Raw genomic sequence first — 20,943 nt, 5'->3', positions numbered from 1 at the left:
TGCGCAGCTGCATTCCGAAAATCCGGTCGTCGTCCCGGACGAACGCGCCCTCAGCGCGTGCAATCCGGGATCCATAACCACAGGAAGACGTTTGGCGAAGACTCGGAGTTGCCAGTTCGCGCCGCAACTTCTCCCTGGGAGTATGGGTCCCGGGTCTGCGCTTACGCTTGCCCGGGACGACAGCAGATTTTGTGGCGCTTGCCGGTGTGCGCTATCCAGCACAACCTTCACACGATCCGAGACGCCTTGTTCCCCCAATACCTGTCCCTGAGCAGCCGCTTGTACAGCTTCCCCGTCGGCAGCCGCGGCAATTCCTTTTCGAAATCGACCGAGCGAGGCACCTTCTGCCGCGACAGCGATTTTGCGCAGAAGGCGATCAGCTCTTCGGCGAGCGCGGGGCCCGGCACGATGCCCGGCATCGGCTGCACCACCGCCTTCACCTCTTCGCCGAGATCGGCATTGGGCACGCCGAACACCGCGGCGTCGGCGACCTTCGGGTGGGTGATCAGCAGATTCTCGCATTCCTGCGGATAGATGTTCACCCCGCCGGAGATGATCATGAAGGTCGCGCGATCGGTCAGGTAGAGGAAGCGGTCCTCGTCGACATAGCCGACATCGCCGACCGTGCTCATGCTGCCGTCGGCCGAGCGCGCCTCCCTGGTCTTCTCCGGATCGTTGAAATATTCAAACGGTGTTGCCGTCTTGAACCAGACCTGGCCGGGCGTGCCGGTCGGGCATTCCTGCATGTTCTCGTCGAGAATGTGGAGGTCGCCGAGCAGCACCTTGCCGACGGTGCCGCGGTGGCTAAGCCATTCCTCGCTGTTGCAGGCGGTGAAGCCGAGGCCCTCGGTGGCGCCGTAATATTCGTGGATGATTGGTCCCCACCATTTGATCATGTCGTCCTTGACCAGGGCCGGGCAGGGCGCGGCGGCATGGATCGCGATCTCCAGCGAGGACAGGTCGTAGCGGCCACGCACCCCCTCCGGCAACTTCAGCATGCGCGAGAACATCGTCGGCACCAGCTGCGTGTGGGTGATGCCCCATTGCTGGACGAGCTGGAGGTAACGCTCGGGATCGAAGCTCTCCATGATGATCACGGTGCCGCCCATGCGGATCGTGAGGTTCACGGCAGCTTGCGGAGCGGAATGATAGAGCGGCGCCGGCGACAGATAGATCATACCCTCGCGGTAGTGCCAGAGCTTCGTCAGGAAATCGAACAGCGGCAGATTGTGCTTCGGCGGCTCCTCCGGCAGCGGGCGCAAGATGCCCTTCGGCCGTCCCGTCGTGCCGGAGGAATAGAGCATGGCGGTGCCGAGCCATTCATCGGCAACCGGCGTCGCCGGCAGACCAGCGGTCGCCTCCGCAAGCCCGACGATGCGCTCGCTCTCGCCCGGGCCATCGGCGACGATGCAGAGCTCGACGTCGGGGCAGGCCTGGATCGCCTCGCGCGCGGTGTCGAGCTTGGCGACCGACGTGATCAAGATTTTCGACTGGCTGTTGACGAGGAGATAGACGAGCTCGCCCGGCGTCAGGAAGGAGTTGATGCAGGTGTAGTAAAGCCCGGAGCGCTCACCCGCGCCGCAGGCTTCCAGATAGCGCGAATTGTTCTCCATGAAGATCGAATAATGGTCGAGCCGCTTCAAGCCGTGCTTGCGGAACAGATGCGCGAGGCGATTGCTGCGTGCCTCGAGCTCGCGATAGGTGACGGCCTCGCCGGTCGCCGCCATGATGAACGCGGGCTGCAGCGGACGCAGGCGAGCATGGTGACCAGTGTACATCTATCCTCCGGCTTGGATCATGCGGCGAGACGCAGGATTTCGTTAATGTCGGCTGGGCCGTCGATCCTGCGCGGGTTGCGCGGAATCCAGTTCGTGCGCATCGCCTGTTCGGCGATTGTCTCGAAATGCTCCGGCGAGACGCGCACGTCCGCAAGGCTGCGCGGCATGCCGAGCGAGCGGATGAAGGCGTCGAGCACGTCGGCGGCGTTGCGGCCGGGATAGCCCATGGCGGCGGAGACAATCATTTGCCGCTCGGCAGTGTCGCGCGCATTCCAGCGCATCACTGCCGGCAGCATGACGCAGGATGTGTAGCCGTGCGGCACGTTGAAGGCCGCGCCAAGCACGTAGCCGATGCCGTGGCTCGCACCCATCGGCACGCCGGCCGCGAGCGCGCCCATCGACAGCCAGGTCCCGATCTGCGCATCCATGCGCGCATCGAGATCGGCAGGGTCCGCCTTCACCCGCGGCAGTGCGTCGGCGAGCATGGCGAGGCCCTTGGCCGATTGCGCGTCGGCATAGGGGTGCGTCTCGCGCGAGCAGATCGCTTCCACGCAATGATCGACGGCGCGGATACCGGTGGAGAGAAACAGCCATTCCGGCGTGTGCACGGTGATGGCGGGGTCGAGGATGGTCGCGCGCGGCACCGTGAGCGGATGCCGCAGCATCTGCTTCACGTTGGTGCTGCGGTCGGTGACGCCCGCGATCGCGCTGAACTCGCCGCCGGCGATCGTTGTCGGCACGCTGATCTGCCGCACGACGGGTGCGTTCATCTCCGGCACGACGCCCTTGTGCACGCGGATACGATCGATGCCGTCGATATCGGCAATTGCGTTAGCAAGGCAGAGCTGCACCGCCTTGGCGCCATCGGTGATGGAGCCGCCGCCGACGGTGACGATCAGGTCGGCGCCCGCCTCGCGCGCCGCATTGGTCGCCGCGATCACCGCCTCGCGCGGCGTGTGCGCGGGCATGGCGTCGAACAGCCCGGCACAGCGCTCGCCGAGCGCGTCCTTGATTTTCGTGATCTCGTCGGTCTGTCGGTTCAGCGTGCCTGATACCATCAGGAAGGCGCGGCGCGTTTCCAGCCGGTCCATCTGCGCGACGACGGCGCCGGCCGCAGGATGGCCGAACACGACCTCCTCGATCGCGCCGAAAACGACACGTCCCTGGTGCACGCCTGTCCTCCCCGGACAATTCGTCTTTGTTTTGTAAGGGAAAGTCTAGCCGAGCCCGCCGCGCCCGTCATGCGCGAAGACGCTGGCTTCTTCCTTACCCTCCCCTGGAGGGGAGGGTCGATCGCGAAGCGCGAGCGGGGTGGGGTGATCTCTCCACTCGGGCACTGCTCGTCGCGGCGAGACCTTCACCCCACCCCGCATCGCATTCCGCTGCGCTCCATGCGCTGCGACCCTCCCCCTCCAGGCGAGGGTAAGAGCAGCGCTCCTTTCATGAGCCCCGCGAATAAGTCCATTCGCGTCTCGTCCACTAATCGATGCGTGCAAAGCCGGCTATCTGCCTATCAACCCGCCACCCGGTCAGGGCATGCGGCGGGGCATTACGCGTGCATTGGTCTTGAAGAGTTCATCTTTGCTACCCATCTTGTGGCGCCCACAGGTAGAGGCGTACCCTGCCTTTTCTGCGGCTTTGATGCGAGGACCTGGGATGAGCGGACCGGACGGAAGCGAGCAGTTTGTCAAAAAGCACGATTTCGTTCAGCTCAGCGCAGTCGCCGGGCTTCTCGCTGCGGCGTTCGCGCTGACCGGCTGCGACAAGCCGGCATCACAGGCTGCTGCCCCGCCACCTCCGCCGGTGACCGTCGCGCAGCCAGTCAAGCGCACCGTCACCGATTGGGACGAGTTCACCGGCCGCTTTGAGGCGGTCGAGGAGGTGCAGGTGCGCCCGCGCGTCGGCGGCTTCGTCAACTCGGTCGAATTCCAGGACGGCGCCATCGTCCGTCAGGGCGATCTGCTTTACGTGATCGACCCGCGTCCGTTCGAAGCGGTGGCGACGCAGGCGGAGGGCCAGCTGTCGGATGCACGAGCCAAAGTGGAGCTCGCCAAGCGCGAGCTCGATCGTGGCCTCAATCTGGTGCAGACTAGCGCGGTCTCCGAGCAGGTGGTCGATCAGCGCCGCCAGGCCCTGCAGGCTGCGCACGCCGCCGAGACGCAGGCCGAAGGCGCGCTCAAGGCGGCCAAGCTCAACATCGAGTTCACGCATGTGACGGCCCCGCTGACGGGCCGCGTCAGCCGCCACCTGGTCAGCCCCGGCAATCTCGTGCAGGGCAGCGACACCGGCACTTCGACGCTGCTGACCTCGATCGTCGCGCTGGATCCGATCTACATCTATTTCGACATGGATGAGGCGACGTTCATCAAATACAGCAAGCTGTGGTTCGAGGGACGGCGGCCAAGCTCGCGCGACACCGCAAACCCGGTGCAGGTGACTCTCGCCGGCGAGACCAAGCCGTCGCACGAGGGCACCGTCAACTTCCTCGATAACCGCCTCGACGTCTCGACCGGCACGCTGCGCAGTCGCGCGGTGGTCAAGAATACGGATCTCTCGATTCTGCCCGGCCAGTTCGGCCGCGTCCGCCTGATCGGCAGCGCGCCCTATGAAGCCTTGCTGATTCCGGACGTCGCGATCGCGACCGACCAGTCCCGCAAGATCGTTTTTGTGGTGAAGCCTGATGACACCGTGGAGGCACGCCCCGTGATGCTCGGGCCGCTCGACGATGGCCTGCGCGTGATCCGCGAGGGTTTAAAGGCCGAGGACCGCGTCATCGTCAACGGCATCCAGCGCGCCCGTGTCGGGGCCAAGGTCGCCCCGCAGACCGCGCAAGCGCCGGCCGGTGGCAAGTCATGAATCTTGGCCGTCTCTCCATCAACCAGCCCATTTTGGCGATGGTGCTGTCGATCGTGCTCTTGATCGTCGGCGCGCTCGCCTACACGACGCTGCCGGTCTCCGAATATCCGCAAGTGGTGCCGCCGACCGTCGTCGTCACCACGCAATATCCCGGCGCCTCCGCGCAGACCGTGTCCGACACGGTGGCAGCTCCGATCGAGCAGGAGATCAACGGCGTCGAGGACATGCTGTATCTCTACAGCCAGGCGACATCGAACGGCCAGCTCACCATCACCGTCACCTTCAAGCTCGGCACCGATCTCGACAAGGCCCAGGTGCTGGTGCAGAACCGCGTCGCGATCGCGCAGCCGCGCCTGCCGGAAGAGGTGCAGCGCAACGGCGTCACCACGCGCAAGAACTCGCCCGATATCCTGATGGTCGTGTTCATGCTGTCGCCGGACGACACCTTCGACCAGCTTTACATCTCCAACTACGCGCTGCTCCAGGTCCGCGACCAGCTGCTGCGCCTCGACGGCGTCGGCGACATCCAGATTTTCGGCGCGCGCGACTATTCGATGCGGCTGTGGCTCGATCCTGACCGGATCGCCAATCTCGGCCTGACCTCGGCCGAGGTACTGGCGGCGATCCGCGCTCAGAACGTCCAGATCGCCGGCGGCCAGATCGCCGAGCCGCCGATTGCGGACCGCGCCTTCCAGCCCAACCTCACCTTCACCGGGCGTTTGAAGGACCAGAAGCAGTTCGAGGACATCCTGATCAAGGCCGGCTCCGACGGCCGCGTCGTTCGTTTGCGCGACGTTGCCCGCATCGAGCTCGGGGCGCTCGCCTATTCCACCAACAGCTTCCTGCTGCGCAAATCGGCGGTTGCCATGCTGGTGACGCAGCGGCCCGGGTCGAACGCGCTCGCGACGGCGAAGAACATCTCCGACACCATGACGAAGCTCAAGGAGAGCTTTCCGAAAGGCCTCGACTACAACATCGGCTACAACCCGACCGAGTTCATCGCGCAGTCGGTCCACGAGCTGATCAAGACCATCTACGAGGCCATGCTGCTCGTGGTCGTCGTCGTGCTGGTGTTCCTGCAGGGATGGCGGCCCGCGATCATTCCGATCATTGCGATCCCGGTCTCGCTGGTCGGCACCTTCGCGGTGATGGCGGCGCTCGGATTTTCCATCAACAATCTGACCCTGTTCGGGCTCGTCCTCGCCGTCGGTATCGTGGTCGATGATGCCATCGTCGTGGTCGAGAATGTCGAACGCCATCTCGAGCACGGCCTCAGTCGTCGCGATGCCGCGCTGAAGACGATGGAGGAGGTCGGCGGCGCGCTGGTCTCGATCGCCCTGGTGCTATGCGCGGTGTTCGTCCCGACCGCGTTCCTGGGCGGCATTTCCGGGCAGTTCTTTCAGCAGTTCGCCGTCACCATTGCGGTCGCGACCGCGATCTCCTGCTTCTGCTCGCTGACGCTGTCGCCGGCGCTGGCCTCGCAGATCCTCACGCCGCACGAAGAGAAGCGGCCGCCGGCCGCCTGGAATGTCATCGCGCGGGCGTGGGGTGCCTTCACGGGCGTGTTCAACCGTGTGTTCGACCGGCTTTCGCACGGCTACGCCGGCCTCGCCAATTTCGTGATCCGGCATTCGGTGGTGATGCTCCTGATCTACCTCGCGCTGATCGGCAGCGCCGGCTGGCTGATCGTGACCACGCCGCAGGGTTTCATCCCCGCGCAGGACCGCGGCTACGTCATCATATCCGTGCAATTGCCGGGCGCGGCCTCGCTGGCGCGCACCACCGAGGTCGTGCGCGAGATCGAGCGCATCTCGCTGGATACGCCGGGCATCGTTCGCGTCGCCGCCTTCGCCGGCTTCTCCGGCGCCACGCGCACGCAGGCCGGCAATGCGGCGGCGCTGTTCCCGGTGTTCGACGAGCCGGAGGCGCGGCTGAAGAAGGGCCTGTCCGCGAACGCCATCACGGCCGAGCTGCGCAAGCGCCTGTCCGCGATCCAGGGTGCGTTCATCATCGTGATTCCACCACCGGCCGTGCCTGGCATCGGCACCGGCGGCGGCTTCACCATCCGCGTCCAGGACCGCCAGGGTCGCGGGCCCGAAATGCTCGCAGCTGCGACCGACGAGCTGGTTGCTGCCGCGCGCAAGGCTCCGACGCTGACGTCGGTGTTCTCGCCGTTCACGGCCAACACGCCGCAGCTCTTCGTCGACATCGACCGCACCAAGGCACAGAAGCTGGGCGTTCCCATCTCCAACATCAACGACACGATCCAGACCTATTTCGGATCGACCTATGTCAACGACTTCAACCTGTTCGGCCGCACCTACCACGTCACCGCGCAGGCCGATTTTCCCTACCGGAAGGAGTCGAGCGACCTCGCGCGGCTGCGCACGCGCAACGCCTCCGGCGACATGGTGATGCTCGGCAGCGTGGTCGAATTTAGGGACGTCTCGGGTCCGGACCGCGTCGCGCGCTACAATCTCTATGCAGCCTCCGAGCTCCAGGGCGAGCCGGCGCCCGGCACCAGCTCGACCACTGCGCTCGACACCATCAAGCAGCTCGCGAACGACACCTTGCCGAGCGGATTCACCTTCGAATGGACGGATTTGTCCTATCAGCAGGTCACTGGCGGCAATGCCGGTCTCTACGTCTTTCCGATCTGCGTCCTGTTCGTCTATCTCGTGCTCGCCGCGCAATATGGCAGCTGGACACTGCCGTTCGCGGTGATCCTGATCGTGCCGATGTGCCTGCTCGCCGCCACCATCGGCGTGCGCATCATGGGCCAGGACGTCAACATCCTCACCCAGATCGGCTTCGTCGTGTTGGTGGGGTTGGCGGCGAAGAACGCGATCCTGATCGTCGAGTTCGCACGCGACATCGAGAACGAAGGCAAGCCGCGGCTGGAGGCGGTGATCGACGCCTGCCGCCTGCGCTTGCGGCCGATCCTGATGACCTCGTTCGCCTTCATCCTCGGCGTCTTGCCGCTGGTGATCTCGAGCGGCTCCGGCTCGGAGATGCGCCAGGCCGTCGGCGTCGCCGTCTTCTTCGGCATGATCGGCGTCACACTGTTCGGGCTTCTGTTCACGCCAATCTTCTATGTGGTGGTGCGGAACCTGGCGGAAGGGCGGCGCGACAAGAAGCCGGAGGTGGTGACCTGATTCATTGTGGTCGCCGGCGTGTCCGCACCTTCGGTGTCGTCCCCGCGAACGCGGGGACCCATAACCACAGGGAGGAGTTTGGGGCGACGCTGGCAACTCCGAGTCTTCGTCAAACCTCTCCCTGTGGTTATGGGTCCCGGATCTACGCGCGCTTGAGGCGCGCTTGTCCGGACGACACCGGTTGTTTGGCGTACGCAGCTCCATACTAACGACCAACGTGAAATCGATGGGAACGCGCGGGGTTCTTCACTACTATCCGCGCGATTTCACAACAGAAGACTGCTGGGAGTTAACATATGAAATCAGCCGTTTTGGCCGCTGTCGCAACCTCTGCCGTACTGCTCGCCGCGCCGGCTTCCGCGCAAGGCGTCAAGATCGGCATCCTTAACGATCAGTCCGGCGTCTACGCCGATTACGGCGGCAAGTGGTCGGTCGAAGCGGCGAGGATGGCGATCGAGGATTTCGGCGGCGAGGTGCTCGGCCGGAAGATCGAGCTCGTCACCGCCGATCACCAGAACAAGCCGGACCTTGCCAGCTCGATCGCACGGCGCTGGTACGACGTCGAGAACGTCGACATGATCACGGAGCTGACGACCTCCTCGGTCGCGCTCGCGATCCACGAGCTCTCCAAGGAAAAGAAGAAGATCGATATCGTCGTCGGCGCCGCAAGCTCGCGTCTCACCGGCGATGCCTGCCAGCCCTACGGTTTCCACTGGGCCTACGACACCCGCGCGCTTGGCGTCGGCACCGGCGGCGCACTGACCAAGGCCGGCGGCAACACCTGGTTCTTCCTCACCGCGGATTACGCCTTCGGCTACGCGCTGGAGAAGGACACCAGCGAGATCGTCACCGCCAATGGCGGCAAGGTGCTCGGCTCGGTGCGCGTGCCGCTCAACTCCTCGGACTTCTCCTCCTTCCTGCTGCAGGCGCAGAGCTCGAAGGCGAAGATCGTGGGCCTTGCCAATGCCGGCCTCGATACCACCAACTCGATCAAGCAGGCGTCCGAGTTCGGCATCGTCTCCAGCGGCCAGAAGCTCGCGGGCCTCTTGATGACGCTCGCCGAAGTCAACGGCCTCGGCCTTCAGGCCGCGCAAGGCCTGGTGCTGACCGAAGGCTACTACTGGGACCTCAACGACAAGACGCGCAATCTCGGCGAACGCTTTCTCAAGCGCACCGGACGGATGCCGAGCATGATCCATGCCGGCACCTATTCGGCGACTCTGAGCTATCTCAAGGCGGTCAAGGCCGCCGGCACCAAGGATCCGGATGCGGTCGCCAAGAAGCTGAAGGAGCTCCCGGTCGACGACGACTTTGCGCAGGGCGGCAAGGTGCTCGAGAACGGCCGCATGGTCCACGACATGTATCTGTTCGAGGTCAAGAAGCCCTCGGAGTCGAAGAAGCCCTGGGACTATTACAAGCTGCTCGCCACCGTCCCCGGCGACAAGGCCTTCTTCACCGCCAAGGAAAGCGGCTGTCCGCTGACGAAGTGACGCTCTCGTGTCCCGGACGCGCTGCAGCGTGAAACGCTGCTGCGCAGAGCCGGGACCCATGCCTCTCCGGGCCTGGGGGCCTGACTGGGTCCCGGTTCAGCGGCGCAGCGTTACACGCTGTGCCGCGCCCGGGACACGGCCACGTGCGATGCCGTACTTCACTTCACCAACCGCAACGTCACCGCCACGATCGCCCCGACCCACAGCGCGATAGCGGCGAGGCTCTGGATCGCGAAGCCCGTGCCGCGCTTGGCCGCCGCCTTCGAATAGCCGACGAAATAGACGATACGGCCGATGATCCAGACCACGCCGATACCCGCCGCGATGGCGTCGCTGATATAGATCGCGAACAGCCACAGTGCTGGCAGGAAGATCGGCATCCATTCCAGCGTGTTCATCTGGATGCGGAAGGCCCGTTCGAAATCCGGATGGCCCGACATCGCAGGCACCTTGACGCCCGTCTTGGTGCGCGAGCGCGACACGTTGATGGCGGTGAAGAAATAAAATGCGATCGCCAGCAGCGTGACGAGGGCGGTGAGATGATGCATCGTTAGTTCCTTCGAAGAATCTCGCTTCAATAGCCGGTCAGCTCGAGATAGCCAACGCCGTCATGCGTGCCGGCGAAACTGATCGGCCCTTCCCAATACGAAAAGCCGGTCCCCATCCAGGCCCTGGGATTGAGCGGCTTGCACAGGATCGAGAATGATCGCGAGGGGATTGCGATCTGCCATTCCACCGGCAACTTGCGTCCGGCAACATCCGCGGTGGCCTTCGGCATCATCTGGATGTCGCTGCCTGTAATCATCTGCGTCTCGCCTGTGGCGCTGATCCAGTTGCCGAACGGATAGTCCTTGCCGTCCTGCTGCCGCAGCCGGTACAGCATCAGCTTGTCGCCGGATGAAAGATGCAGCGAGAGCCAGTCCCAGCCGGTCTGGTCGGCATCGAGCGGCTGGCTGCTCCATTCCCTGTCCATCCAGGCCTGGCCCGAGACATCGACCGGCTTGTCGTCGATGGTGAGCGTACCGCGCGCGCGATAGAACGGCTGGCTGTAATAGTAGGACGCCTGCCCGCGTTCCGACTTGCGGCTGTAGCCGCCATCGCCCTGCAACACCACCGGCTGGTCTGCCTCCAGCGTCAGCGCATAGCTGAAATCGGTGCCTGAGGCCTTCAGCGTCAGCGGCGCCAAGGTGCGATCGTCGGTGCGGTCGAGACTCATCATCGCCCAATCGTCGATCCAGGCATCGAACGGTTTGGCCGTCACGCCGGCCTGCCCGACGCCACCGCGTGAAAACGTTTCGGTGAAGCGGTGAGTGTCGGCCCGTGTCACCGCGGCATGCGCCATCCACACCTGCTGGTTGGCCCAACCTTCGCGTTGCGGGCCCGGCTGCGCCGCCTGGCGGAACAGCGTCCATTGCAGGCCGCAAGCCGCACCACTCGCGTCGACGAGGTTTGCCGTGAGATACCACCACTCGATACGAAACTCCGGATGCGAGCCGTGATCGGCGGGGAAGCTGAATGTCTTTCCGGGCATCACCTTCGCAAATCCGTCGGCGGTCTCGCCGAGCCCGGCGTAGCCCTGCGCGCCGGCGCGGCGCGCGAGCGCGAGGGCGGCAATGCCGCCGGCAAAGGCGCGCCGCGAGATTGCTTCAGCGCTCATTGGCAAACACCTTGACGAGGTTCGCCGGCTGCATCCGCGCCAACCGCGCCATCGGCAGCAGCGCCGCAAGCAGCGAGGCGAGCAGCGCCACCGCGACCAGCTCCACCAGTTGCAGCGGAAACACCTGGAACGGCAGCCGCCAGCCGAACGCTTTCACGTTCACGATTGCGATCAGACACCACGCCACCAGGAGGCCGAGCGGCACCGCCAGCACCGCCGTGAACAGCGCGACAGAGAGCGTCTTGGTCAGCTCGATCGCAGCAAGGCGCGGCCGCGTCAGGCCGATCGCCCACAACGGCGCGAGCTGCGGCAGGCGGGAATTCGCCAGCGTCAGCAGGCTCGTGAGAAGCGCGATGCCCGCGACACCCAGCGTGAAGGCGTTCAGCGCCGATGTCACCGCAAAGGTGCGGTTGAAGATGCGGATCGATTCGGCCTTCACCGTCGCCTGATCGGCGACGCTGCGGTCGTCGAGCCCGAACTGCTTCTGCAGCGCCGCGATCAGGCCGGGAATATTTTCTCTCGCGACGATCAGCCCGATCCGCGTCTGCGGCGTCTGCGGAAACTGCCGGATCAGTGCGGCAACATTCACCGTGAGCTGCCCCTTGGGGTTGCCGTAATCGGCATAGATGCCGACGATGTCGAGCTCCCAGGTCCCGCCCGGCGCCGGCACCTCGACGACATCTCCGATACGCACGTTCAGTCGGCGGCTTAATTGCTCGCTGATGAAGGCGGCGTTGCCCGGCACCAGCCGGGTCCAGGCGCGCGGCGCGGTTTCCAGCAGCGGCCAGCGCTCGCGATACAGCGCGTGATCGGGCAGGCCAAGCAATTCGACCGATTGACCCTGGATTTGCGCCTCGGCACGTCCTCCCGAGAGGGTCGCCTGAACATCGTTGCGATCCTTCAGCCAGTTGCGGATCGCAACGCCCTGCGCATTGTCGGAGGCGCTGATGTAGACGTCGGCGGCGAGCCGCCCGCTGAGCCAGCCGATGAAGGTGCGGCTGAAGGTCTCCACCATGGTAGACACCCCGACATTGACCGCGAGCGCGAGCAGCAGCGCCATCAGCGCGAGCGACAATCCGGAGAGCTGCTGCCGGCTGTCCGCCCAGAACCAGCTCGCAAGCGGTCCCCGCGCGAGGCGCTGGCCCGCGAGCAGGATGATGTCGAGGAACGCCGGCAGCAACAGCGCGGCGCCGAGCATCAGCGCCGCAAGCACGCCGAACCCCGCGATCAACGATTGTCCGTAGTGCAGCAGCAGCAGCGCGGCGGCGAACACGGCGCAGGCCGCACAGCTCTGCAGGACCAGCCAGCGGCGTTGCCGCTGTTGCCAGGCGCGCGGCTGCGCGGTTGCCAGCACCGGCATCCTGATCGCCTTGATCAGGCTCGTCGTCGCCGCAACGAGCGCGCCGGCAACGCTGATGCCGATGCCGGCGAGCCACCATTCGGGTCGCAGGCTGAGCTGCCCCGGGATCTGCGCGCCATAGAGCCCGCGCAGCGATGCCGCGACGTCGGGCAGCAGCGCTGCCGCGATGAAATAGCCGCAAGCGAGGCCGATCAGGCCGGCGATCAGCGCCAGTGCCACGAGCTCGACCACCAGCACCATGTTGACAAAGCGTGCCGAGGCGCCGCAGGCCCGCAAGGTCCGCAGCATCGGCAGCCGCTGCTCGAAGGCGAGGCCGACGGCGGAGTTGACGATGAACAAACCGACGAAGAACGACAACAGGCCGAAGGCGGTGAGATTGAGATGGAAGCTGTCGGTGAGGCGCTCCAGCTCCGTCTCGGCATCCGGCTCGACCCGCTGCAACTGATCGCCAACGATGCTGCTCAGCGGCGCCGGCTTGCCCTTCGGCTTTCCGATCAGCAGCCGCGACACCTGATCCGGCTTGTCGAGGATGCGCTGTGCCACGCCGATATCGACCACGAGCACATTGGGTGCGAGCTGCTTCTGCACGTGCAGCGGCGGCAGTTTTGCGCCATTGCTGATCGCTGGCGCCGCGCCCTCCTGCTCCTGCAAGTCGGCCAGCGTCTCCCACGCCACCAGCGTCTGCCCCGGCGGCGCAACAAAGCCGCTCAGATCCGAGGCGCCAAGGCGCGGCGCGTTGCCGACATCGGCCGGCAGTGTCACCGGCTCGATGCCGAGCAGCCGCAGCGAGCGCCCGTTGATCTGCACCCGTCCCTCTAGCACCGGCGAAACCGGCCACCCGGCGCGGCGGAGCTTTATGAACAGCTCTTGCGGAAAGGTCGCCGCATTGGGAGCGACCAGCATCGCGGTGCGCACACCGCCGAACGTCGCCGCCGCGCGGTCATAGGCGCTACGGGCCTGCTGGTTGATTGCTTGCACGCCGCTCCACAGTGCGGTCGCGGCGATCAGCCCGATCAGCAGCGTCGCGAACTGCATCTTGTGGCGCCGCCAATGGCTGAGCAGCACGGCGAGGATCCACAGCGCGCGCCTCATGCGATGCGCCCCGCATGCAGGGTGAGATGACGATCGAGCGTAGCGGCCAGATGCAGGCTGTGCGTCACCATCAGGAAGCCGCAGCCGGTGCGCGCCACGAGATCGCGCGTCAGCGCCAGCACGTCCTCGGCGGTGGCTTCGTCCAGATTGCCGGTCGGCTCGTCCGCCAGCAGCAGCGAGGGCTTCGTCGCCAGCGCCCGGCCGATCGCGACCCGCTGTTGCTGGCCGCCTGATATTTGTTCTGGATAACGCTTGAGCAGGCTGCCGAGTCCGAGCCGCTCGACAAGCTCTTTGGTCCAGGCCGCATCATGCCGGCCGGCGATCCGCGCCTGGAAGGCGAGATTGTCCGCGACGGAGAGGCTCGGGATCAGGTTGAATTGCTGAAAAACCAGGCCGATGCGGTCGCGCCGCAAGCTGGCGCGGCCGGCATCCGACAGCTTGGTGACCTCGATCTCCTCCAGCCGGATCGTGCCGCCATCGGCGGCGTCTAACCCTGCGATCAGGTGCAGCAATGTGCTCTTGCCACTGCCGGACTCGCCGGTCAGTGCGACGCGTTCGCCTGCCTTGAGGTCGAGATCGACGCCGCGCAGCACATGGACCGGCTCGCCGGCCGAGGTGAAGGTCTTGGAAAGATTTCTGATGCTCAGCACGATGAATGGCGCCGGACGGAATTAACGGAATTGCTGCGTAGCACACCTGCCGGGGAAATGCCGGGTTGCGTTGGTTCCGAAGCCGTTGTTAGCTTCCAAGACGGCCAAATCAAAAATGTGCCAAATAAGAGATACGGGGAGATTCATGAGCGCTCAGGGAACGCCGGCGGTGGCGGGCACGACGACGAGGACGCCAAAGGGCGCCTGGACCATCACCTTTCTTCTGTTCCTCTTCATGCTGGTCAACTTCGCCGACAAGATCGTCGTGGGTCTTGCCGGCGTGCCGATCATGACTGATCTGAAGCTCACCCCCGAGCAGTTCGGCCTGCTCGGTTCTTCCTTCTTCTTCCTGTTCTCGATCGCCGCCATCGTGGTTGGCTTCATCGTCAACAAGGTGCCGACGCGCTGGGTGCTGCTTGCTTTGGCTGTCATCTGGGCGCTGGCGCAATTTCCGATGGTCGGCACAGTCTCCTTCACCACGCTCCTGATCTGCCGCATTGTGCTGGGCGCAGGCGAAGGCCCGGCCTTCTCGGTCGCCGCGCACGCTATCTACAAATGGTTCCCCGACGAGAAGCGCACGTTGCCCACTGCGATCCTGTCGCAGGGGTCGGCCTTCGGCGTCATCCTCGCGGTGCCGGCGCTGAACTGGATCATCGTCAACCATTCCTGGCACTATGCCTTCGGCGCGCTCGGCGTCGTCGGCCTGATCTGGGTTGCGGCCTGGCTCGCGCTCGGCAAGGAAGGGCCGCTGGAGGACACGCAAGCCTCGGCCGCGACCGAGCCGAAGATCCCCTATTTGCAGCTTCTCACCTCGCGCACCTTCATCGGCTGCGTCGCCGCAACCTTCGGCGCCTATTGGGCGCTGTCGCTCGGCCTGACCTGGTTCACGCCGTTCATCGTCAAGGGGCTCGGCTTCTCGCAGAGCGAGGCGGGCTTCATCTCGATCCTGCCCTGGGTGTTCGGCGCCACCATCGTCATTCTCACCGGCTGGATCTCGCAGGTGATGATGGCGCGCGGCTACAACACCCGTACGGCTCGCGGCGTTCTCGGCTCGGTGCCGCTGGTGGTCGGCGGGCTGATCCTGGCGATGATGCCGCATGTCCAGGGCGCGGGCCTCCAGATCGCGCTGCTCGTGGTCGGCTCGGGCCTGTGCGGGGCGATCTATGTCGTCTGCCCGCCCATGCTCGGCGAGTTCACCCCGACATCGCAGCGCGGCGCGATTCTCGCGATCTACGGTGCGCTCTATACGCTCGCCGGCATCATCGCGCCGGCCGTGATGGGGGCGACGATCCAGCGTGCCGGCAGCACGCTCGACGGCTACCTGACCGGCTTCACCATCAACGCCGTGATCATGGTCGGCTCCGGCCTGCTCGGTCTCTTGCTGCTCTGGCCGAACACCGAGCGCGCCAGGCTGACGCGCGGTGCCGCTCCGCAGGCGAGCGCGCTGAAGGGCGCGGTGTCGCCGACGTAAGGGGGGGGGTGCCAGCTCCAACCACAATTGTCGTCCCGGACAAGCGTGCCTTAAGCGCGCGCAATCCGGCACCCATAGCCACAGGGAGATGTTTTGCGACGACTCGGGGTAACCAGTCTCGCGCCGCAATGTCTCCCTGTGGTTATGGGTCCTGCTTTCGCAGGGACGACAGTTGAATTTGTGGCTCAAGCCTTCGCCGGCTTCCGCTCCGTGAACGGCGACAGCACCACGGTCGCCACCATGAAGATCACGGACGCGCCGAACACCCAGTGCGGCGCGCTTTGATCCATGATCCAGCCGAACAGCAGGGGTGAGACGATGCCGCCGAGATTGAAGCCGGTGGAGACGATGCCGAAGGCGCGGCCCGCAGCGCCGGTGGGTGCCGCATTGCGCACCAGCATGTCGCGCGAGGGCGCGATCACGCCGGAGAGGAAGCCCGCGGCCGTCATCGCTGCGGTCAAGGCCCAGCCCGGCAGCGTCATCAGCGCGATCAGCAGCACGATTGCCGCATTCGCCGCAAAGCAGGCCGCCGCGACATAGCCGTGACGTTCGGTGTGGTCGGCGAGGAAGCCGCCCGCGAGCACACCCGCAGCGCTGGCGGCGAGGAACGCGGTCAGCGCGACATTGGCGATCGAATAGGAGGTGCCGTAGCCGCTCATCAGCGCGACCACGCCGAAATTGTTAATGCCGGCGACCGACAGGCTGAGCAACATGAACAGCGCAGTCAGCGTGATCAGCGCCGGCGTGATCACCGCCTGCTTCGGCGCGCTCTCGCCACCCGGCTTCTTCTTGTGCGCGCCCGCCTCGGGAATGCCCATGGCGATCAGCAGCAACGCCACCAGGATCGCGATCGCACCCGACGCGATCAGCGCACCGAGGCCGCCCCACACCGTGACCAGCGCGGCCACGATCGCCGGCGTCACCGCGCCGCCGAGATAGCCGGCAAAGGTGTGCACCGAGAAGGCGCGCCCCATCCGCGCCTCGTCCATGTGCTCGGCGAGGATCGCGTAATCGGCCGGATGATAGACGCTGTTGGCGAGGCCCAGCAGCACGGCGCAGACGATCAGCGCGGCGTAGCTGAGGTGCAGGCCGAGCAGGATCAGCGCGAGCCCGCCGAGCGCGAGCCCGATCAGCAAAATCCTGCGCGCGCCAAAATGGTCGACGAGATAGCCGGTCGGCGCCTGCGTCAGGCCCGAGACGACGGCCAGCGTGGTCAGCGCGAGGCCGAGCTCGACATAGCCGACGCCGAGCTTCTCCTTCAGGAACGGGAACAGCATCGGCAGGACCAGCAGATGGAAATGGCTGACCCAATGCGCGATCGAGATTCCCGTCAGCGTGCGCAGCGCACTATCCGCCTTGCCTTGCTGCGGTGCGGCGAGAACGTCGACCATTGCAGTTCCGTTTCACTCCCGATGGAGGCGCAAACTATCGGGGAGAGCGGTTATTTGTCCATGAACGCAGGCGCATGGCAGCTAGCGCGGGCGGGGACGCTGCAATCTCCAAACTCGCTCACTGGTTCAGCGAGGCGCAACTGCGCCCCCACACGGGGAGGGAACGCACCGTTCGTGAGGGGGCTCACACCCTCACAACGGCTCGTCATCCGGGCCATGTCGGTCGCGCTTCGGCGTTGCGATGTCGCCGTCTTCGTAATCGTCGTCGTCGATCTCGCGCCGGCGCGAGGGCTTCTTTGCCGTGTCTTGCGCCGGCTTCGGCGGCTCGCTCGGCTTTGCGGTCTTGGGCATGGCTGGTCCCGGACGGTGATGCTGCATCCGAATTTACCCGCCAAATATGTGCAGTTCCTGACCTAACTCAAGGCCTGGGACCAGGCCGTCAGTGCACCACCGGCCCGCCCGCCTTCTTCCAGGCATCGATGCCGCCGGCGATATGGGCGGTGTTGAGAAGCCCCGCTTCCTTCGCAGCCGCCACCGCCATTGCCGAGCGTTCGCCGAAAGCGCAGAAGAACACCACGCGGCGCCCCGTCGCGGCCGCGACCTCGCGCAGCATGCCGCCGGGTTTGAGGCTCTCCTCGACCGACGGATAGGGCGTGTGCAGCGCGCCTTCGAGCATGCCGTGCTTCAGCCGCTCGTTGGTCTCACGCAGGTCGACCAGCAGGATGTCGGGCCGGCCGAGGATGCGGATCGCCTCGATTGCGCTAAGCGCGCGACCCTCCTTCTCGAGTTCTTCCTGATGCAGGCCGACATGCATGTTGGCGGGCACCGCCACGTCCATCATCTTCGGATTGGGCAGCTTCAGGTTCGCCATCAGCTCGATATATTCGTCGACCGAGCGCACCTGGAGCCGCGGGTTGTAGCGTTTCTCCTCGCCGATGGTGGAGACGGTGTCGCCCTTATAATCATGCGCCGGGAACACCATCGTCTCGTCCGGCAGCTTGAGCAGTCGGTTGAAGATCGAATCGTATTGCGCGCGCGCCGAGCCGTTCTGGAAATCGGTGCGGCCGGTGCCGCGGATCAGAAGCGTATCGCCGGTGAAGACGCGGTCGCCCATCAGGTAGGAGTAGGAATCGTCGGTGTGGCCGGGCGTGTACATCACGTCGAGCGACAGGCCCTCGATCGTCACCTTGTCGCCGTCGGCCACTCGCATCGCCACCACGTCGGCCTTGGTCTGGTCGCCCATCACGGTCATGCAATGGGTGCGGTCGCGCAGCTCGCCGAGGCCGGTGACGTGGTCGGCATGCAGATGGGTGTCGACCGCCTTGACCAGCTTGAGGTCGAGCTCGCGCAGCAATTGGCAGTAGCGGTCGACCTTCTCCAGCACAGGATCCAGGATCAGCGCCTCGCCGCCGGGGCGGCTGGCGAGGACATAGCTGTAGGTGCCCGAAACGCTGTCGAAGAGCTGGCGGAAGATCATGGCAGGACCCCGGCGTGGAGTGATTTCGAGGATTCTACTACGTCTGGGGGCAAGAAGAGAAGCAATTCACTGTGTTGGTGGGAGTATTTAGAAGATTCTTATTGCGAGGTGGTGGGGATGGTTTGTCCCACCCACCGCTGTCATCGCCCGCCTTGTGCGCACTTGCGCACTGGGGCGGGCGATGCAGTATTCCAAAGACGGCGGGGGGATACGGAGAAGCCGCGGCGTACTGGATTCCCCGCTGGAGCCTGTCATCGGGCTCGCCGAAGGCGAGACCCGGTGGCGGGGAATGACACCGGGTGTGTGGCACGCTGGGTCCCAAAAGCTCAGGGCCGCACCAATGTGTACCCGTTCTCCGCCAGGAACAGGATCTGCCCAACCCCGACCTGCACCGGCGTCGCGCCCGCGATGTACTCCGGCCGCTTGCCCGTCTCGCGCTCGATCGTATCGACCGTATTGAGGCAGATGTCGAAGCGCACGCCTTGCGCGATCAGGCTCTCGACCTGCTTGCGCCGCTCGCTGCCGGCAAGAAGCAGGTCGATGCCGGGGCCGAACACCACCACCTCGATCGCGATCTTGTCGGGGTCGTAGGCCTTCAACAAATTGTTGGCGACGCTCAGCACCAGCGCCTGCTTCTTCGCATCGCCGTCGGAGAGTTGCAGCACGACCTTGTGCTCGGCGAACGGCTTGTCCTGGAGCGGCACCTGTTGCGCAAGAGCGGGCGGGGCCGCCCAGACGAGCAGTGCCAGCATCATCGCGGACAAGATCGGCAGCCGCATCATCCCTGTCCTGCAATGCCTGGATTGCCCTCGACGCCTTTCAGCGTCACGCCGGAGCCGAGTCGCTCCTGTAACATCCGGCCCGAGCGCAGATATTTGCCGACGATGTCCCACACCGGTGCACCCTGTTGGCCGTTGACCGAGGCCCAGCCCGCAACCTTGTAGCGGTGGCTGGCGCTGAGCGCCTTGCCGTTGCTGAGCCTCAGCTCGGAAATGCGGCCGCCGATCGCAGCGTCCGGTGTGCAGGTGTAGCTGAGCCCGCCGGCGCGCACCATGTCGCCGCCCTGTTGGTAATATGGATCGGCGTTGAAGAGATTATCGCAGACGTCTTCCAGCACGTCCTTGATCTGGGCTCCCGTCATGTCCTGCACATAGGTCTCGGGATAGCTGATCGCGGTCTCCGCCAGCACATCCTCCATGGTCAACGCCTGGCCGGACAGCGCGGTGACGCCCCAGCGGAAGCCCGGCGACAGTGCGATCTCGGCATCAAGCTCGGTGCGCAGCGCAGTGCAGATCAGCTCGTCGACAGGTCCGGAGAAATTGCCGCGGCGGTAGAGCAGGCGATCGGGCGTTGCGATCTTCTCCGACCAGTCGCTCACATGCGGCGCGCGCAGCCGGCCGATCAGCTCGGCCATTCCAGGATCGGGCTTCAGCAGCTCGGAATAAACCGGCAGCAGATGATAGTGGATGTCGCTGACCTTGCCCTTGTCGAGCGCAAGATCGAGCACGGCCAGGAATTTCCCGTTGGAGCCGGCATTGGTGACAAGCGTGGTGCCAGCCGCATTCTTCACGGCAATCGGCTGCGGCACGGCATCATGGGTGTGGCCGCCGAGGATGACGTCGATGCCGGTAACCCGGCTTGCGAGCTTGAGGTCGACATCCATACCGTTGTGCGACAGCAGGATGACGGCATCGACCTTGTCGGTGCCGCGCAAGCCATCGACGTGCTTCTGCAACTCCTCCTCGCGGATGCCGAAGCTCCAGTCCGGTGTGAATCTTTTGGGATGCGCGATCGGAACGTAAGGGAAGGCTTGGCCGACGATTGCGACGCGATGCCCGCCGAGCTCCTTGATCGTCGAAGGCTTGAACACGCGTCCCGTCGCCTTGTCGAAGGCGGGGGCGTCGTTGAACGCGGCTTCCTCGGTCAGGAACACGTTCTGCGCCAGGAACTCGCCCTTGAAGCGCTCGAGATTGTCGCGCAGCGCCTGCTCGCCATAGGTGAATTCCCAATGCCCTGTCATCGCCTCGATGCCGAGCAGATTGGCGACCTCGACCATATCGCGGCCCTGCGTCAAGTTGGCGAGTCCCGTGCCCTGCCAGAGATCGCCGCCGTCGATGATCAGCGAACGCCTCTCGCCGACATCGGCGCGTAAGCGATCGACCAGCGTCTTCAGATGGGCGAAGCCGCCGAGCTTGCCGAAGCGACCTGCGGACTTTTCGAACTCGAAGCAGGTAAAGGCATAGGCATCCGCGCTGTCGGGCCGGATGCCGAACCGCTCCAGGAAGGCGCGGCCGACCAGATGCGGCGGCCGTCCCGCCATCTCGCCGATGCCGATATTGACGCTGGGCTCGCGGAAATACACCGGATTGAGCTGCGCATGCGTGTCGGTGATGTGCAGGATCCGCGCATTGCCGAACCGTTCGAGGTCGTAGATGCCAGCGGTGTCAGTGCCGCGGGCCAGCCGCGGCAGGCCGAGCGTTGCGGCGGCAAGGCCTGCACCTTTCAGGAAATCGCGGCGGCGGATGCCCATCTCGAATTCTCCGCGCCCCTTCAACGACGGTCCGAC

At 65.2% G+C, this 20,943-nt stretch carries 15 protein-coding genes; 4 read left to right on the top strand and 11 right to left on the bottom strand.

Annotation, left to right across the window (positions count from 1 at the left end; genetic code table 11):
- Nucleotides 1–227: 227 nt before the first annotated feature.
- Both ACVIIV_RS05900 and ACVIIV_RS05895 read right to left on the bottom strand, forming a co-directional pair.
- On the bottom strand, nucleotides 228–1,778 hold the full coding sequence (locus tag ACVIIV_RS05900) for an AMP-binding protein (protein WP_456743353.1): 1,551 nt from the start codon (nucleotides 1,776–1,778) through the stop codon (nucleotides 228–230).
- A gap of 17 nt (nucleotides 1,779–1,795) precedes the next feature.
- Entirely contained in the window at nucleotides 1,796–2,950 is a 1,155-nt protein-coding gene (locus tag ACVIIV_RS05895) for an iron-containing alcohol dehydrogenase (RefSeq protein WP_456743352.1), read from the bottom strand.
- Nucleotides 2,951–3,434: 484 nt separating this feature from the next.
- Between ACVIIV_RS05895 and ACVIIV_RS05890 the strand changes: the two genes are divergently transcribed.
- The 3 genes from ACVIIV_RS05890 (at nucleotide 3,435) to ACVIIV_RS05880 (ending at nucleotide 9,279) form a co-directional block, all read left to right on the top strand.
- The gene (locus tag ACVIIV_RS05890; protein ID WP_456743351.1) at nucleotides 3,435–4,634 is read left to right on the top strand and encodes an efflux RND transporter periplasmic adaptor subunit; all 1,200 of its coding nucleotides are present in this window, start codon (nucleotides 3,435–3,437) and stop codon (nucleotides 4,632–4,634) included.
- Nucleotides 4,631–7,789, top strand: coding sequence for an efflux RND transporter permease subunit (locus tag ACVIIV_RS05885; RefSeq protein WP_456743350.1), 3,159 nt, complete (start codon nucleotides 4,631–4,633; stop codon nucleotides 7,787–7,789). Before ACVIIV_RS05890 ends, ACVIIV_RS05885 begins: the two co-directional genes overlap by 4 nt.
- Nucleotides 7,790–8,085: 296 nt before the next feature.
- A complete protein-coding gene (locus ACVIIV_RS05880) occupies nucleotides 8,086–9,279 on the top strand; it encodes an ABC transporter substrate-binding protein (RefSeq protein WP_456743349.1) in 1,194 nt (397 codons plus the stop codon).
- A gap of 158 nt (nucleotides 9,280–9,437) precedes the next feature.
- On the opposite strand, the gene ACVIIV_RS05875 is transcribed toward ACVIIV_RS05880, so the two are convergent.
- From ACVIIV_RS05875 to ACVIIV_RS05860, 4 genes are read right to left on the bottom strand one after another with little or no spacing between them, the layout of a single operon-like run.
- The gene (locus ACVIIV_RS05875) at nucleotides 9,438–9,827 is read right to left on the bottom strand and encodes an MAPEG family protein (protein WP_456743348.1); all 390 of its coding nucleotides are present in this window, start codon (nucleotides 9,825–9,827) and stop codon (nucleotides 9,438–9,440) included.
- 26 nt (nucleotides 9,828–9,853) lie between these two features.
- Entirely contained in the window at nucleotides 9,854–10,936 is a 1,083-nt protein-coding gene (locus ACVIIV_RS05870) for a lipocalin-like domain-containing protein (protein ID WP_456743347.1), read from the bottom strand.
- The gene (locus ACVIIV_RS05865) at nucleotides 10,926–13,388 is read right to left on the bottom strand and encodes an ABC transporter permease (protein WP_456743346.1); all 2,463 of its coding nucleotides are present in this window, start codon (nucleotides 13,386–13,388) and stop codon (nucleotides 10,926–10,928) included. Before ACVIIV_RS05865 ends, ACVIIV_RS05870 begins: the two co-directional genes overlap by 11 nt.
- On the bottom strand, nucleotides 13,385–14,038 hold the full coding sequence (locus ACVIIV_RS05860; protein WP_456743345.1) for an ABC transporter ATP-binding protein: 654 nt from the start codon (nucleotides 14,036–14,038) through the stop codon (nucleotides 13,385–13,387). The genes ACVIIV_RS05865 and ACVIIV_RS05860 overlap by 4 nt, the downstream gene beginning before the upstream one ends.
- 145 nt (nucleotides 14,039–14,183) lie before the next feature.
- Between ACVIIV_RS05860 and ACVIIV_RS05855 the strand changes: the two genes are divergently transcribed.
- On the top strand, nucleotides 14,184–15,509 hold the full coding sequence (locus ACVIIV_RS05855) for an MFS transporter (RefSeq protein ID WP_456743344.1): 1,326 nt from the start codon (nucleotides 14,184–14,186) through the stop codon (nucleotides 15,507–15,509).
- A gap of 185 nt (nucleotides 15,510–15,694) precedes the next feature.
- Here the strand turns inward: ACVIIV_RS05855 and ACVIIV_RS05850 are convergent, their stop codons facing one another.
- From ACVIIV_RS05850 to soxB, 5 genes are all read right to left on the bottom strand, one after another.
- Entirely contained in the window at nucleotides 15,695–16,900 is a 1,206-nt protein-coding gene (locus tag ACVIIV_RS05850) for an MFS transporter (protein ID WP_456743343.1), read from the bottom strand.
- Nucleotides 16,901–17,092: 192 nt separating this feature from the next.
- Nucleotides 17,093–17,251, bottom strand: a complete 159-nt coding sequence (locus ACVIIV_RS05845; protein ID WP_456743342.1) for a hypothetical protein — start codon at nucleotides 17,249–17,251, stop codon at nucleotides 17,093–17,095.
- 88 nt (nucleotides 17,252–17,339) lie between these two features.
- Complete coding sequence (locus tag ACVIIV_RS05840) at nucleotides 17,340–18,377, bottom strand: MBL fold metallo-hydrolase (protein ID WP_456743341.1); 1,038 nt, start codon at nucleotides 18,375–18,377, stop codon at nucleotides 17,340–17,342.
- A 326-nt stretch (nucleotides 18,378–18,703) separates the two neighbouring features.
- The gene (locus ACVIIV_RS05835) at nucleotides 18,704–19,159 is read right to left on the bottom strand and encodes a DsrE family protein (protein ID WP_456743340.1); all 456 of its coding nucleotides are present in this window, start codon (nucleotides 19,157–19,159) and stop codon (nucleotides 18,704–18,706) included.
- Nucleotides 19,156–20,907, bottom strand: a complete 1,752-nt coding sequence (soxB, locus tag ACVIIV_RS05830) for a thiosulfohydrolase SoxB (RefSeq protein ID WP_456743339.1) — start codon at nucleotides 20,905–20,907, stop codon at nucleotides 19,156–19,158. The genes ACVIIV_RS05835 and soxB overlap by 4 nt, the downstream gene beginning before the upstream one ends.
- Nucleotides 20,908–20,943: the final 36 nt, after the last annotated feature.

It is taken from the genome of Bradyrhizobium sp. USDA 4354, from assembly GCF_054060315.1.
The sequence above is the reverse complement of the archived record's forward strand: the minus strand, read 5'-3'. Positions and strand labels throughout refer to the sequence as shown.

Excerpts from the sequence above, each read along its gene's own strand:
- ACVIIV_RS05850 (WP_456743343.1), bottom strand. The coding sequence starts at position 16,900 with ATGGTCGACGTTCTCGCCGCACCGCAGCAAGGCAAGGCGGATAGTGCG.
- ACVIIV_RS05835 (WP_456743340.1), bottom strand. The coding sequence starts at position 19,159 with ATGATGCGGCTGCCGATCTTGTCCGCGATGATGCTGGCACTGCTCGTC.
- ACVIIV_RS05875 (WP_456743348.1), bottom strand. The coding sequence starts at position 9,827 with ATGCATCATCTCACCGCCCTCGTCACGCTGCTGGCGATCGCATTTTAT.
- ACVIIV_RS05890 (WP_456743351.1), top strand. The coding sequence starts at position 3,435 with ATGAGCGGACCGGACGGAAGCGAGCAGTTTGTCAAAAAGCACGATTTC.
- ACVIIV_RS05845 (WP_456743342.1), bottom strand. The coding sequence starts at position 17,251 with ATGCCCAAGACCGCAAAGCCGAGCGAGCCGCCGAAGCCGGCGCAAGAC.
- ACVIIV_RS05840 (WP_456743341.1), bottom strand. The coding sequence starts at position 18,377 with ATGATCTTCCGCCAGCTCTTCGACAGCGTTTCGGGCACCTACAGCTAT.
- ACVIIV_RS05855 (WP_456743344.1), top strand. The coding sequence starts at position 14,184 with ATGAGCGCTCAGGGAACGCCGGCGGTGGCGGGCACGACGACGAGGACG.
- ACVIIV_RS05900 (WP_456743353.1), bottom strand. The coding sequence starts at position 1,778 with ATGTACACTGGTCACCATGCTCGCCTGCGTCCGCTGCAGCCCGCGTTC.
- ACVIIV_RS05885 (WP_456743350.1), top strand. The coding sequence starts at position 4,631 with ATGAATCTTGGCCGTCTCTCCATCAACCAGCCCATTTTGGCGATGGTG.
- ACVIIV_RS05865 (WP_456743346.1), bottom strand. The coding sequence starts at position 13,388 with ATGAGGCGCGCGCTGTGGATCCTCGCCGTGCTGCTCAGCCATTGGCGG.
- ACVIIV_RS05870 (WP_456743347.1), bottom strand. The coding sequence starts at position 10,936 with ATGAGCGCTGAAGCAATCTCGCGGCGCGCCTTTGCCGGCGGCATTGCC.
- soxB (WP_456743339.1), bottom strand. The coding sequence starts at position 20,907 with ATGGGCATCCGCCGCCGCGATTTCCTGAAAGGTGCAGGCCTTGCCGCC.
- ACVIIV_RS05880 (WP_456743349.1), top strand. The coding sequence starts at position 8,086 with ATGAAATCAGCCGTTTTGGCCGCTGTCGCAACCTCTGCCGTACTGCTC.